The 14,111-nt window shown below is 31.4% G+C and carries 11 protein-coding genes; 3 read left to right on the forward strand and 8 right to left on the reverse strand.

Going from position 1 to position 14,111, the window contains the following annotated elements; translation table 11 throughout:
* Positions 1 to 93 precede the first annotated feature (93 nt).
* The 6 genes from CHB81_RS25820 to CHB81_RS25845 all read right to left on the reverse strand — a co-directional run bounded on the left by CHB81_RS25820 (position 94) and on the right by CHB81_RS25845 (position 6,057).
* Complete coding sequence (locus CHB81_RS25820; RefSeq protein ID WP_089354696.1) at positions 94 to 597, reverse strand: endonuclease V; 504 nt, start codon at positions 595 to 597, stop codon at positions 94 to 96.
* The gene (locus CHB81_RS25825) at positions 594 to 1,388 is read right to left on the reverse strand and encodes an alpha-ketoglutarate-dependent dioxygenase AlkB (protein WP_089354697.1); all 795 of its coding nucleotides are present in this window, start codon (positions 1,386 to 1,388) and stop codon (positions 594 to 596) included. Before CHB81_RS25825 ends, CHB81_RS25820 begins: the two co-directional genes overlap by 4 nt.
* 15 nt (positions 1,389 to 1,403) lie before the next feature.
* On the reverse strand, positions 1,404 to 2,636 hold the full coding sequence (locus CHB81_RS25830; protein WP_089354698.1) for a hypothetical protein: 1,233 nt from the start codon (positions 2,634 to 2,636) through the stop codon (positions 1,404 to 1,406).
* Positions 2,637 to 2,847: 211 nt separating this feature from the next.
* Positions 2,848 to 3,324, reverse strand: a complete 477-nt coding sequence (locus CHB81_RS25835; protein ID WP_089354699.1) for a hypothetical protein — start codon at positions 3,322 to 3,324, stop codon at positions 2,848 to 2,850.
* 47 nt (positions 3,325 to 3,371) lie between these two features.
* Positions 3,372 to 4,706 (reverse strand): PAS domain-containing sensor histidine kinase, encoded by a 1,335-nt coding sequence (locus CHB81_RS25840; protein ID WP_089354700.1) that lies wholly within the window; start codon positions 4,704 to 4,706, stop codon positions 3,372 to 3,374.
* A 1-nt stretch (position 4,707) separates the two neighbouring features.
* Positions 4,708 to 6,057: a sigma-54 dependent transcriptional regulator gene (locus tag CHB81_RS25845; RefSeq protein ID WP_089354701.1), complete on the reverse strand. Its 1,350-nt coding sequence runs from the start codon at positions 6,055 to 6,057 to the stop codon at positions 4,708 to 4,710.
* A gap of 280 nt (positions 6,058 to 6,337) precedes the next feature.
* On the opposite strand from CHB81_RS25845, the gene CHB81_RS25850 reads away from it, so the two are divergent.
* Genes CHB81_RS25850 through CHB81_RS25860 form a run of 3 tightly spaced genes read left to right on the forward strand, consistent with a single transcriptional unit; the run spans position 6,338 to position 11,931 of the window.
* Complete coding sequence (locus tag CHB81_RS25850) at positions 6,338 to 7,051, forward strand: ABC transporter ATP-binding protein (RefSeq protein WP_089354702.1); 714 nt, start codon at positions 6,338 to 6,340, stop codon at positions 7,049 to 7,051.
* A gap of 4 nt (positions 7,052 to 7,055) precedes the next feature.
* Positions 7,056 to 9,467: an ABC transporter permease gene (locus CHB81_RS25855; RefSeq protein WP_089354703.1), complete on the forward strand. Its 2,412-nt coding sequence runs from the start codon at positions 7,056 to 7,058 to the stop codon at positions 9,465 to 9,467.
* Positions 9,468 to 9,513: 46 nt separating this feature from the next.
* Positions 9,514 to 11,931 carry an ABC transporter permease gene (locus CHB81_RS25860; RefSeq protein WP_089354704.1) on the forward strand — a complete coding sequence of 806 codons (2,418 nt, stop codon included), beginning with the start codon at positions 9,514 to 9,516 and terminating at the stop codon, positions 11,929 to 11,931.
* Between the two features lie 112 nt (positions 11,932 to 12,043).
* Here CHB81_RS25860 and lpxA read toward each other — a convergent pair whose 3' ends face one another.
* Positions 12,044 to 12,817 carry an acyl-ACP--UDP-N-acetylglucosamine O-acyltransferase gene (lpxA, locus tag CHB81_RS25865; RefSeq protein ID WP_089354705.1) on the reverse strand — a complete coding sequence of 258 codons (774 nt, stop codon included), beginning with the start codon at positions 12,815 to 12,817 and terminating at the stop codon, positions 12,044 to 12,046.
* Between the two features lie 65 nt (positions 12,818 to 12,882).
* A complete protein-coding gene (locus CHB81_RS25870) occupies positions 12,883 to 13,446 on the reverse strand; it encodes a Crp/Fnr family transcriptional regulator (protein ID WP_089354706.1) in 564 nt (187 codons plus the stop codon).
* Between the last annotated feature and the right edge of the window lie 665 nt (positions 13,447 to 14,111).

Raw genomic sequence — 14,111 nt, forward strand, 5'->3', positions numbered from 1 at the left:
ATGCTAATTTAAAAAATCTTATGGAAGAAGAAATTAAATTTAACAGATTTTTTAAAACACTTATGTTCAATACAATTAAACAAAAAAGCTAATTTATATTTCCTTCGTCAATCGATCCATTTCCCTCAATAAAGTTGGCATTCTAAATTCGCCAGCCATACTTTCTACTTTCTTGAAAGCATCTTCCAATTCAATTCCAATTGCTGTGACATATAATGGTTTGGCACTTTCGCCTCTGATCAAACTTTTTTTGTCTTTTTTAATCGAAGCAAAATTTGTTTTGGCAACGCCAATTATTGGAGTTTTCTTGTTTAGTTTTTCGTATAAATGACCACCTAAACCGTATTTCTTCTCATCGTCCAGATAAACAAATCCGTCCACAATAATGACTTCAAGATTTGTTAAATCTATTTTATTTAGCAGACTCAGAATGCATGGAAGTTCTCTTTTGTAAAATTCTCCCGGAATATATTCTTCTACATTGTCAATTATTTCGGTGTGAACTTTAAAGTTTTCACTTTGGTTCCACTCTGTAAATTCAAGACAAACGGTTTTTGCTTTTCCGTCAAAGTAATAGGTATCGAATGCTAGTATCATATTTTTGGCATAATAGTATCGCTAACACTAAGTGTGTACGATAATTTGGGATAAATAAAATTCATAGTGTTATTTTCTTGTCCTCTTAATTTAAAAAACTCTCTTTTTTGATCTTCGTCGGCCAGCGTCAATAATTCGTCATCAGAAAAATGAGGAAGATTATCCTTAAATTGGATAAATGTCTTCGATTTCCTGAAGGTAATTCCCAACCATTTATTATCTTTTTCTGATCGTTTTGGATTTGGAATCGATTCTAATATAATCTTATGAAGAAACTTTGCATTGGTTTCCAGAGAAAATAAAACAACGGAGTTGTGCGTTAACGAAATCTCAAATTCTTCATTGGTTGTTCGGTCTTTGAGTTTCAGTTTTCTGATATTTTTTTCTGTCAATTCCTTTGGATTTTCATAACAGCTAAAAAGTCCAATATAAGATTCTGCTTCCAGATCCATACTTTGATCTGAATGGTATTTCATTGTCGTATAATTACAATCGTACACTTCTATCAAAGCATTGTCAAAATTCAATAATGGCAAATCATCTTTATCATTATTCTGAATTTCAGCATTTAGACAATCTATTATTTGATTATGAACTGTCGAAAAATTATTCGCCGGTATATCGTACATTGTGGTAGTTCTGACTATCGGAATACCTTTATCACCAACTTTAACCAAATGATTTCCGATTCTGCCTTTGGCTACATCTTCAAAATCAGCCGAATCTAATAATTCGTTGAACAAATCCTTTTCTAAAGGAAGTGTTATTTTATAAAAACCTGAGTTATTCATTATTATAAATTCAGATTAATAGATTGGTTTTTCATAATCACCTGAATTCATACTGAAATGAATTTTTCCGTATTCAACATTTTTTTCAGTCATATTTTCTTCATAATACGAGTTTCGTAAATCAATCATCGTTTCCGGAGTCATTTCCTGTAATTTAACTAATTCCCCGTTTTCTTTAATATACGTCTGGCCATTCTTGTGCAAAGCTTCTAAATTTGAACAACGCACAACATAACCCATTCTAATTGGGATTTGATCTACATTTAATACCGAAGGTTTAATTTCATGAGTATACAATCTATTCGTAGAAAGTGGTATTAAAAATGCTGAATTTGGATATAATGTAACGCTAAATTCTTTCTCTAAAGTGAGATCGTTTACCGTATTTTTCAGTTTAAAATGAAGTCTTGTTAATCCGCTTGTTTGTTTATAACACCAATCGTATCTGTCATTTTTTGATGGCGCTAATTTGTCAAAATTCGATTTATCATAAAAAGTACAAAAGGCAATAATACCGTCTTTTGGCATATCCTTGGTTTTATCAGAATGTGCTTTAATTTTTGATTTTACCTCTTTTGTGTTCTCCTCCGTTTTTATTTTATTCTCATAAATCTGAACCAGAACATGGTTTAATTTTGTTTCTTCCTCAAACGTATAGCTAATTGCATCGTTTAATCCATTTATGATCTCATGATCTGTATCACGAAAATTGTCTGTTGGTCCGGTAAAATTGCTGGAACATCTTAAAAGTCGGTAATGCAATAATTCCTCGTCAGCTTCGGTTTTTTCTTTTAAAACTTCGGTTAAATAAATTCCTGTTCTTAAAGCTTTAGAATCTTTGTTCGACTCTGTTAAATGCTGAAAGATATGTTCTAATTTAATTGTATTAAAATAATCACCATTATCAAACATATCTCTGTAATAAACGCCTGCATTACTAACAAGAATTGGAACTTTGCCAAGTGTTATTAAATGAATGTTTCTTCCAATATAATTTTCGTAATTCACAGAAAGCTCCTTAATTACAAAAAAAGTCTGGCTTTCATTTTTAAGTTGATCTATATCTCCACAAACATAAATTCTTTTCTCACCTAAGGAAAGCTTAATTTCAGAGAAATCCTTTATTACTGAACCACAAAAATTTTCAGTCAAATAATGAAGTTCAGAGTTTAATTCTATATTTTCCTGTAAAACGATAAGAATATTTCTGTTTTTAGAAATTTTGTTTTCAATATTTGGTGTGCTCATTTTGTATTTTAAGTTTGAAAAGATTTAGATCGTTTTTTTCTTTTACTAATAGTTATCATTCCGTTCTTTGCAATGCTAAATTAGTTTTACAATTGCTAATATAGAATTAAATTTATTGCAAAAAACAATATTAATAATACTAAACAATTAATACGATTTCGGTTAAAATCAATTTTTTCAAAAGATACAAAACACTCAGAAATAATCAATTTTATTCTTTTGTTATATGCAATTGCAAATTATTATCCTTTACAAATTTTAAAAATAAATAAAGGTTATGTATACAATCTAAACTCCAAAAATCATTTTTATTATTTTCCTTATTATTCATTAAGCTTTTTTCAATTTGAATTAAAACCCAATCTAGTTCTCTTTCAGTTATCAATTCATAATTCGTATCCCAAACCCAGCCTTCACAAAATTGATAATCTAAAATGAATTTTGGTAATTCAACTGAAGTAAAATTATTAATTAAAATATCAATTAATTGACTAAAATATCCCTCCCACAAACTGAAATGATATATTTCATTTTCTCCTTGTTTAAGTGAAATTTGACTATAACCTCCTGATTCATTTTCAGAAATATTTAATTTAAATTCAGTCGTTTCGGCATTGCAATAAAAGCGTATTTCAAATTCTCCCAAAAAATCAGAATAAAAATCCAACTTTATATTATTTAAATCCATCTTACAAATGTTAGTATTTATATTCCATTATTATATCAACAAAAAGATCATTCCTCAATCAAAGAAATTTCAAACACCGTTTTTCCACCTTCATTTTTGTGTGCAATATATCCGCCATGCGCTTCAATAATATTTTTAGAAAGCGTCAATCCAATTCCTGCACCTTCATTTCTAGTTGTAAAAAAAGGTAAAAATATCTTGTTTTCAATTTCCTTTTCGATGCCATTTCCATTATCAGAAATTCTAATAAAAAGGCGATTTTCTTTGGCTTCCGCCAAAATTAAAATCTGTTTCTGATCGATATCTTTTAAAGCATAAATACAATTCGTGAGAAGATTAATCAAAACTTGCTCGATTTGCTGAGAGTCAACATTTATCCAGCGTTTAAAAGAAATCTCATTTACAACTTCAATCTGATTTTCCTTAAATAAAGGATTCATAATTTGTAGACAATTGTTTATTAATTGCTGTAATTCTATTTTTTCTTTTTTGGGAGAAGGAAGCATTGCCAACTTTCGATAACCTTCGACAAATTTTTGAAGATGATCACTACGTCTCAACATCGTTTCAACGCTATTTTTGACATCTTCCAAATCTTCTGCCGACAAAGAATCCTGTTCGACCAAATCCTGCAAATTCTGGCAAATAGAACGAATAGGCGTTATAGAATTTAAAAGCTCATGCGAAATCACTTTCATCAAATTTACCCATGCATCTTTTTCTTTTTTCTCAACTACATTCTGGATCGAATCGAGTAAGACGATAAAATAATCTTTCTCAAAAATCTCTGTCCTTGAAGCCTGCAAAACAAATGTTTGCATGTTTTGCTCATTTACTCTGATTTCTACGGATGTTTTTACTTCCTGAAAATTATCCTCCTCGATAATCTCGCATAACGATGGCAATTGATTTTTAAGGTATTTCCATTTCGAAACTTTTGGAACATTAAAATGCGAAGAGAAATAATCGTTCATCAAAAAAATATCCCAATCATTTTCCTGTTTTTGCAGAATGATAATTCCCGTTTCAATATTATTCAAAATCGAACGGTAAATAATATCTTTCGAAACCTGTTCGTTTTGTTTGTTTTTTAAAGTGTCGTATAAAAGAAACAAATCATTGTAACTTTTATTGAATTTATGCTTGGTAAAATCTGAAGTAAAATCATTCTGCAAGATCGAAGCGATAGTTTTATCATAAAGCAAAACAAAATTCCGAACATAAAAATACATTTCCCTAATGAGAAGAAAAACTATAAAAAGCCCAAATACTCCCGTAAAAAGCAAACCGTCTTTAAAAAAGTAAATCGAAATTTCAATTGCTGCTACAATACAAATTAATCTTAAAAACAGCAATTTGTAAGTCTGAAATGATTTAAACATATTAATTGACACTAATGTTATACTTCTCTAAACGTCGATACAATGCGCCTCGTGACAAGCCAAGTTCATCGGCGGTTTTACTAATATTATTGTTGTTTTTGAGTAAAGCTTTTTCAACTGCAGCTTTCTCTACAGATGAAAGTTGAATATCATCCGGATTTTCTTCATAAGTTGTAATCGTTTCCAAATCTAAATCTGAAACTGTAATTTTATTGTTTTCACAAAGAATTACGGCGCGCTCAATTTTATTTTCCATTTCGCGGATGTTTCCATTCCAGGCGTGTTTCTCGATTTGTTCGAGAACTTTTTTATCAAAAGTAATTTCGTCCCTTCCGTATTTTTCAATCATTTTATCCAGAAGATATTCTGCCAACGGAATTTTATCTTCGTTTCGTTCGCGCAACGGAGGCAAAATAATTTCCATTGTGTTGATTCGATAATACAAATCTTCCCTGAAATTTTTATCAGCAACTTCCTCTTTCAAATTCAAATTTGTTGCAGTAATAATCCTGACATTTAAAGGTCTTGGTTTGGTTTCTCCTAATCTTGTTACCGTTTTAGTTTGAATTACCTGCAAAAGTTTAGATTGCAAATGCAGCGGAACATTCCCAATTTCATCCAGAAAAATAGTTCCGTTTTGAGCCATTTCAAATCTTCCGGGAGTATCTATTTTGGCATCTGTAAAAGCACCTTTGGCATAACCGAACAATTCACTTTCGAAAATATTAGAATTCAGAGATCCTAAATCAACTGCCACAAATGGACTATTTTTTCTTTCGGATTGACTAAAAATATAATGTGCCAGAACAAATTTCCCCGTTCCGTTTTCTCCAAGAATCAAAACATTGGCATCCGTTTTCGCCACTTTATCTGCCAGGGAATATGCCTTTTTTATAATTTCGGAAGTACCAATAAAAAAGTCATTTTCAGTTTCAACATTCTTAACTTTCTTTTGTTCTTTTCTGGATTTATCAACGGCTTGTTTTACAGATTCTAGTAGTTTTTTATTTTCCCAGGGTTTTAAAATATAATCAAAAGCACCATTTTTTAATCCTTCAACCGCAGTTTCGACTTTTCCGAAAGCAGTCATTAAAATCACAACCGTTTTTGGCGAAAGCGTTTTTATTTCTTTCAATAAATACAAACCTTCTTTTCCGTCTTCAAAACCAATTCTGTAATTCATGTCGAGCAAAACGACATCAATTGTTTTTTTCGACAATAATTCGACAATATTTTTCGGATTATTGAGTGTATAAATGTCTTCAAAATACTTTTTCAGGAACACTTTCGACGCAAAAAGAATGTCTTCCTGATCGTCGATGATTAATATTGAGGCATTTGTCTTTTTCATTTTTGTTCGGTTTTGGACGAAAGCTGTCCACAAATGGACACTTCAGATTTTATTGAAAAAATAAAATTTTAAAAATAAGGCAGTTACAATCTTTAAAATTTTGGCACGAAAATCACAATAAGATTAGCAAATCATCAAACATGTGAAACATTGTTGTTGGTAAAAGTAACAAAAATAGGCATCTATCGATTATATTGTTAATTATCTTAATTTCGAAGCTGCTTCTGTTACTTCAGCAATAAAAAATTTTAAAAAAAACATCAATCTTAAAACGAAAATCATGATCAAAATTAACAAGCTTTCTAAAATTTTTAGAACTGAAGAAGTAGAAACTAACGCTTTAAGCCAAATTTCATTAACCATAAACCAAGGCGATTTTGTCTCGATTATGGGACCTTCCGGAAGTGGGAAATCAACTTTATTGAATATTATTGGTTTATTGGACAGCGCTTCTGACGGAAGTTATCAATTATTAGGTCAGGAAATGATTGGCATTAAAGAGAAATTAAAATCTCAGGCAAGAAAAGAAAACATAGGTTTTATTTTTCAGAATTTCAACTTGATTGATGAACTTTCTGTTTTTGATAATATTGAATTACCTCTTATTTATAACGATGTTCCTTCGTCTGAAAGAAAGAAAAAAGTACAGGACATGGCAAATATATTGGGCATTTCGCACCGATTGAAACATTATCCCCAACAACTTTCGGGAGGACAACAACAACGTGTCGCCGTAGCAAGAGCTTTAATCAACGACCCAAAAATCATTCTTGCCGATGAACCTACAGGAAATCTGGACAGCAAAAACGGAAATGAAGTAATGGAATTATTGACGGATCTTCATGCTAGCGGCGCCACAATTTTAATGGTTACGCATTCTGATTATGATGCTTCTTTTTCGCAAAGAACAATTTTAATGAAAGATGGAATTATACTTTCAGAAAAAGTAAACAATAGAAATGTCGATGTTTTTGCAGCTACTCTAAACAATTAAGATCATGCTTAAAAACTGGACGAACATATTTATATACCATATCAAAAACAACAAATTCTTTACGGCTTTGAATGTTTTAGGTTTGGGTATTGGAATTGCAGGATTAATTTTTGCCACTTTATATTGGAACGAAGAACATTCATATGATCAGTGGAATCCCGGAAAAGATAAAATTTATGCTGTTTTAAATGATCTTGGCGGCGGCAATGTTTGGGCTGTCAACTCGCCTATAACAGCTCCATTATTAAAATCAACCACTTCGGGGTTACAGGAATATTGCTATTTCAATTCTTATTATGCCAAAGAAACGATGCAGTATAATGGCAAAATAGAATTGGTAGATAATACTTTCTCGGCACAAAGTAACTTCTTTTCTTTTTTTCCTTTTGAATTTACTCGTGGCAACGGCAAAAGCGCTCTTCATGATCGTAACAGTATTGCTTTTTCTGAAGAGGCTGCTTCCCGCATATTCAAGAATGAAAACCCAATGGGAAAACAGATTAAATATGCAGACAAAATTTTTGTTGTTCGCGGCGTCTATCGATTATCTGAAAAATCATCTGTAATGCCTTCTGCAGTTACAACAATAATTGAAGATGAACTGGAAAAAAAGAAAGACAACTGGGGTTTTAATTTTGGATTAATACTAAAATTAAAACAACAAAAAGATACAACAGCCATCATCAAAAAACTAGATCAGATTTTTGTTGAGAATAACTACAAAAAACAAGCAAAAGAGGAAGGTCTAACTTATGATGCTTTTGTAAAAATGTATGGTGAACCTGTAAAAGCAAAATTACTTCCGTTTCTCAATGCAAGACTTTTTCAGGGAAACTATCCTTTTCCGGAAGGAAATGGCAATCTTCCATTCTTACGCATTTTAATGGGTTTATCTATACTTATTTTACTATTATCAATTGTAAATTATATTAATCTCGCTACTGCAAATGCTGTAAAACGGGCAAAAGAAGTGGGTGTACGAAAAATTGTTGGTGCTACAAAACCACAAATTATCGCTCAATTTGTGTTTGAAACCACATTAATTACGCTTTTTTCACTCTTATTGGCATTGGTAATTGTCGAACTTTCATTGCCTTTTTACAATTCGCTTTTAAACAAAAATCTTATTCTTGAAGGCTCACAGTTTTATCTGCAATTAATATTCATTTTTATAATTGTCATTTTAGTTTCGGGGGTTTTACCGGCAATATACGTTTCGAATTTTGAACCATTGAAAGTTCTAAAAGGAAATTTTTCCCGTAGTAAAAACGGAATCTGGCTTAGAAACGGGATGCTGGTTTTGCAATTTGCCATAGCGACATTTTTTATCATTGGTTCATTTATAGTTTATCAACAAGTAAATTATATGACAGAAAAAGATCTTGGTTTTAAAGGAGCGCAGGTAATGGATATTTCTTTTAAGCCTAAAAAAGACAAAAAACAATTTGAACGATATAAAACAATCAGGCAAGAACTTTTAAAAATAAAAGGCGTTCAGGGAGTTTCTGCCGGAGTATTTTCTATTGGAACCAATGCTAATTCATGGTCAGGAATGCATTACAAAGACAATAAAGAAGTGATAACACAACAAATGGCTATTGATTATGGAATGTTGAATGTTTTAGGAATACCACTAGTTAAAGGAAGATATTTATCAGAGAAATTCGCTTCAGATACTCTTTCTAACGTTTTACTGAATGAAACTGCGGCTAAAACATTAATGGAAAAAGATCCATTAAACAAAGAAATTGTTTGGAGTGGAAGAAAACTAAAAGTAGTTGGGATCGTAAAAGACTTCAATTACTTTGGGCTCGAAAACAAAATTGCACCAATGATATTTATGCATATCACAGCTTTTGACTGGCTGCAAAAAGATCTGCGTAATGTTTCGGTTAAAATTGCACCGCAGGAAATGCCAAAAACGATTGCTGCTCTTGATAAATTCTGGCGCACAAAAGTTGATGCCGAATATCCGTTTGAATATGATTTTGTTGACAAAAACTTTGCCCGAACGTATAAACAATATCAAAACCAAAGTCAATTATTTTCTCTCTTAAACGGAATTGTAATTCTAATCGCCGTTTTCGGATTATTTGCTTTGGCCTCTTTTTCTATGGAAAGAAGATTACGAGAAATTGCCATAAGAAAAACACTAGGCGCAGAAACTAATATTTTACTTAAAGAATTATCCAAACAATATGTACTTTTTTGTTTGATTGGTTTCGCTATCGGGATAATTCCAGCTTTTCTTTTATTGCAAAAATGGCTTGAAGATTTTGCTTTTAGAATTGACATTCCTGTACTTCCATTTTTTGTTGCTTTAATCGCGTTGATGTTTTTGACCTTAACCATTGTTCTGGCAAAAGCTTATCAGGTAACAAAAATCGATGTTTTGAAATACTTGAAATATGAATAAATAAAAAGAACACAAATCTTTTATTCCTAACCCTATAACCAAAACCATGATACTAAACTATATCAACATATTTATTTACCAGTTAAAACACAACAAACTGTTTTCGTTTCTCAATATTCTGGGATTGTCAATAGGAATTGCAGGAGTAATTTTCGCATTGTTGTATTGGAACGACGAACAAAGTTATAATGCCTGGAATCCTGAAAAAGAAAAAGTATACCAGGTTTTGGTTCAACTAAGCGATATGCCGGCTTTATCAGATTGTGCCTTATTCCTGAAACCGACTTTAGACCAAGATCCAAATGTCAAATCTATACTATATGCTGATAGCTGGTATCAAAAGGATAAAATTATTTACAAAGGAAAAAAGGAGTTTGTAGATAAAATTATCAATGTCGAACAAAATTTCTTTTCTTTTTTTCCTTTCAAAATTATTAAGGGCGATTCAATTTCAGCCATAAAAGATGATTCCAGCATTGCTATTTCAGATATTACAGCTAAAAGGATTTTTGGAAATGAAAACCCCATTGGAAAACAAATAAAATGTTTTGACCAGCTGTTTTCTGTAAGGGCCGTGTACCATATTCCCGGAAATTCTTCGATTGCGCCAAATGTCATCATCAATAAAATGAAACAATATACAACTTCCGAATTGACTGGTCCGTTTGTTTTAAAGTTATTATTAAAGGTAAAAGATCCATCAAAACTTGATTTTACAAGACAGAAGCTCGAAAGACTTTACAACCACGATTTTATTGCGAAAATTGCCAAAGAAGCAGGTTTTACACCAGAAGTTATGACTAAAAAAGTGGGGCATTTTACAGTTATTCTTGAACCTTTATCAAAAGCCAGATTACATTCGATAATAGATGGTTATCCTGAAACACGAGGAAATTATCAGTTTTTGATAATCATGATGGGATTGTCTCTTTTGATTCTCGTTTTGTCGATTGTTAATTACGTCAATCTCGCAACTGCTAATGCTGTAAAGCGGGCGAAAGAAGTTGGAGTACGTAAAATTTCGGGTGCATCAAAAGGCGATATTGTTAGTCAGTTTCTTTTTGAAACGGTTTTAACCACGACTTTTTCTATTTTACTGGCATTGGTAATTGTAGAATTGACGTTGCCCTATTACAACAACTTTTTAAACAAAAACATTGTTCTTCTTGCCAATCAGTTTTACATACAATTGATATTGATTTTTATCATTACGATTTTGACAGCAGGATTATTTCCGGCCATTTATATATCCAATTTCGAAACTTTTAAAGTTTTGAAAGGAAATTTCGAAAGAAGCAAAAACGGTATCTGGCTGCGCAACGGAATGCTTATTTTTCAGTTTGCCATTGCTGCCTTTTTTATTATTGGCTCAAATATCGTATACCAGCAAATTAAATATCTACAGAATAAAGATCTGGGTTTTAAGGGCGATCAGGTAATTTCGCTTTCTTTAAATTTTCCATCGGTTGATTACCAAGGAGAAAATGCAGCCCAAAATATTTACAACAAATACAACATCATAAAACAGCAGCTGAGCAAAATTAAAGGCGTCGAACAAGTCTCCACGGGCCTTATTACGTTTGATGGTTCAGACAATTCTATATCGGGGGTTTTATACAATAATGAACTTTTTAAACAACGCGTTATCCCTTTAGATTTTAGCATGTTTGAAATGCTGAACATCAAAATAATTAAGGGAAGAAATTTTGATAGAAAACTGGCTTCAGACACTATAAATTCAGTGATCATAAACGAAAGTGCATTAAAATTAATGAATCTTAAAGATCCTATTGGCAAGGAACTTTTAATTCATGAGCAGAAAGTAAAAATAATTGGTATCGTACAGAATTTCAACTTATTAAGCCCTGAATTAAAAGTACCTCCAATTACTTTTTACAATATCAAAATGTTTGGTATGACGCAGAACATTAACAAAGTTTATGCAAAACTAAAATCAGATGATCTTGGAAATACTATTACGAACATAGAAAAACTATGGTCGAAAGTCAATACCGAATATCCGTTTAAATATGATTTCGTAGATAAAGAATATGCCAGAACCTATGAATCATATGTGAAGCAAAAAAACTTGTTTTCACTGCTAAACATTGTTGTAATTCTAATTGCACTTTTTGGTTTATTCGCTTTAGCATCTTTCTCGATACAAAGACGAATGAAAGAAATCGCAATCAGAAAAACGCTTGGCGCCGACACAAATGTTTTATTGAAAGAATTATCTAAACAATATATTTTGTATTGCATTATTGGTTTTGTAATCGCGTTGTTTCCTGTTTATTATTTACTGAACAAATGGCTGGAGAATTTTGCTTTCAGAATTGATATTAGCATTTTTCCATTCTTTTCCGGATTTGCTATTTTATTAATTCTGACTTTAGTAATTGTCCTTTCACGAGCTTATTCGGCTACAAAAACTGATGTTTTAAAGTATTTAAAATACGAATAGAAAACCTATACATTAAGAACCCAAATCATTTTTTAAATAAATTGTTAATATTAGTAACCAAAAACTCTCTAATTATTTTAGAGAGTTTTTTAGTTTATACCAACTTATCAAACTAAGAAAGTGATCCTTTTAAAATTCCTCTTTTAGATTGTTTTATAAAATTAAGAATCAAATCTCGTTCTTTACTTATTTCAAATTCGTTCTTGATCAAACTTAAAGCAAGAGTAATATTTCTTTTTTCCTGAAAAACAATCCTGTAAATATCTTTTAACTCTTCAATTTTATCAACCGTAAATCCTCTTCTTTTAAGTCCAACAACATTCAATCCAACATAAGAAAGTGGTTCGCGCGCCGCCATAATAAAAGGAGGAACATCTTTAACAACCCGACTCATTCCACTTATCATACTGTGTGCGCCAATAACCGAAAACTGATGTATAGCCGATAAACCACTAATATTTGCATAGTTTTCAACCACTACTTCACCAGCCATTCCTACACTAAATCCAATAATACAATTATTTCCAATAGAACAATCATGACCAATATGCGCATTTGACATTATTAAATTATGATCCCCAATTACTGTTTTTCCTTTAGATACAGTTCCTTTATTGACAGTTACAAACTCCCGAATACTAGTATAATTTCCAATCTCCAGCAAAGTATATTCACCATTGTATTTTAAATCCTGCGGAATTCCTCCCAATACAGCCCCTGAATGTATTTGACAATTATGTCCAATTCTACAACCATCTAAAATGGTAACATTATTATCAATCCAGGTATTATCACCAATTATGACATCATTTTCAATTGTAGTAAAATTTCCAATATGAACATTCTTTCCAATATTTGCTTTTCGCCCAATTATAGCATTTTTCAAACTCAGCTTATTTTAAATTGGCAACAAATATTGAATAAAATAAAAACATTTCTTTTGACCCAAAGTCAATTAATTACGGCTCGAATCCGACTTAGTCGTTCCTGACTCACGCCAATTAAAGATGCAACATGTTTTAATTTTGATTTTAAAATAATCTGAGGGAAAAATTCGATTAAATAGCTATATTTCTCCTGAGCATTCATAACTCTAAATAAATGATGAAATTCGTTTATTTTGGAAAGATAAAGCCTTAATTGCTTAATATGAAATTGAGAGAATAAGGGATACTCTAATAAAATTTGCTCATCATCATGCGATAATGAATAAACAACAGTTTCTTCACAAGTCTGAAAACTTTCAAATGAAGGCTTCTGCTCAAAAAAACTACTCAAAGAAGTCACAAATTGATTATCTGTGTAAATCCATTTTGTCACTTCCTCTCCATCTTCCACACAAAATCTCCGAACTGTCCCAGATTTAATAAAATACATTTTATTACAGATTCTCCCTTCCCTAATAATCAATTCATCTTTCTTAAACCTTTCTACAATAAAATATTTATGTATCGCTTCTTTAGTCTCAAGGTCCAACTCTTGAAAACTGCTAATTATATTAATTAATTCGGTCATTTTCCAAAATTACTATTCAAACAAATTTATCAATATAATTCAAGAATGAGATTTAAATTCACCTGCGATTATAAAAAACAGATTGAAACAATAACAGCGATAGATCTAAAACGTTTTTTTGCTATTTAAAAACAAAGTATGTTTTTATTCTTTAATAAGCTTAAACAAACTAAAAAGCACCGGTAAGACGGAATTGAAGATGTAATAAAGAATTATTCTATTACTTATGGCGTTTCCCTTTGGGTCGGGCTGTTCGCTAAATCTTTTGTGACAGAGGTTTTAGTGTTTCGAGAAGTCCTGAATACCACAAAAGGATATCGCTTCCATCCCTAACGCTCTTTACGATAAAAGAGAGAATGCAATTATAAAGAAATTCCAATATTATACTGCTACTGCTTTTATTCCAATCTTTGCTATTGCTATAAGTTTAAAGTTACTAATCCGTTAAAAAACAAAAGAGAAAACAAAGAGGAAATTCCAACACTAAAGAAACAGCAATCACCAGTTATAAACCAACGGTTTCAACCGTTGGAGTAGAATACAGTATCCCGACCCTGATCCCATGCGTTCTCCCAGATAATTATAGTATTTTTGTAAAACAAAAAACCCCGTTTCGTTAGAAACAGGGTTTTAAAAAGAAAGGCGACGACATACTCTCCCACATA

It is taken from the genome of Flavobacterium sp. ov086 (genome assembly GCF_900187965.1).
Classification (GTDB): Bacteria; Bacteroidota; Bacteroidia; order Flavobacteriales; family Flavobacteriaceae; genus Flavobacterium.